The sequence below is a fragment of the Streptomyces sp. A1136 genome (assembly GCF_004795055.1).
Lineage (GTDB): Bacteria > Actinomycetota > Actinomycetes > Streptomycetales > Streptomycetaceae > Streptomyces.
This window is the reverse complement of the sequence record NZ_SSBJ01000309.1, coordinates 1-557: the sequence shown is the minus strand read 5'-3', so window position 1 is coordinate 557 and position 557 is coordinate 1. Positions and strand designations below refer to the sequence as shown.

The following is a 557-nucleotide window of genomic DNA, read 5'->3' as shown; positions in this document are numbered from 1 at the left end:
ATGGCCCGCATGAAGTAACTGGCACGCCACGTTATATAGCAAGGCACCGCAGCCCCCTCGGGTGATGGGGTAGAGCTCATAAGTGACGAAGCATATGGTTTGCATCAGAAGTCCAAAAACCGCTGTACGGAGCGAGCAGACTCCGCATTGTGCTGAATCGCGTACTGTCGATAGGCCGACACGACTTCATCACGTTCAGCCAATACGCGTTCGATGCATACGGCAATGCCTTTGGCGTCGTCCGGCACCTTCACTACCAACCGATCCTGCAAGTATCCGTGATCCGCGAAATACGGAGTATTTGGACCCACTATGCAAGGAACGCCAACGGCAAAGCTCTCAAGCGGCAGCATTGGTGCGCATTCGTTCAACGTCACATACAGGTTCACATGCGCGGTTTGAAGATACCGTGGCATATCCTGCTGCGGAATCATTTGACCCACAAAGTCATGTCGGATTTTGAATTCCTGGCAAAATTCCACCATGCGGGAGGAGGCTACCGATCCAATAACCTTGCAGTTTTCTATCATCGACGCGGCCGCTAACATCTCGTATGC

At 52.6% G+C, this 557-nt stretch carries 1 protein-coding gene; it reads right to left on the bottom strand.

The features are described from left to right. Window positions 1–104: 104 nt before the first annotated feature. Window positions 105–557, bottom strand: a 453-nt coding sequence (locus tag E6R62_RS38765; protein WP_206309042.1) for a glycosyltransferase, incomplete at its 5' end; no start/stop codon positions are given.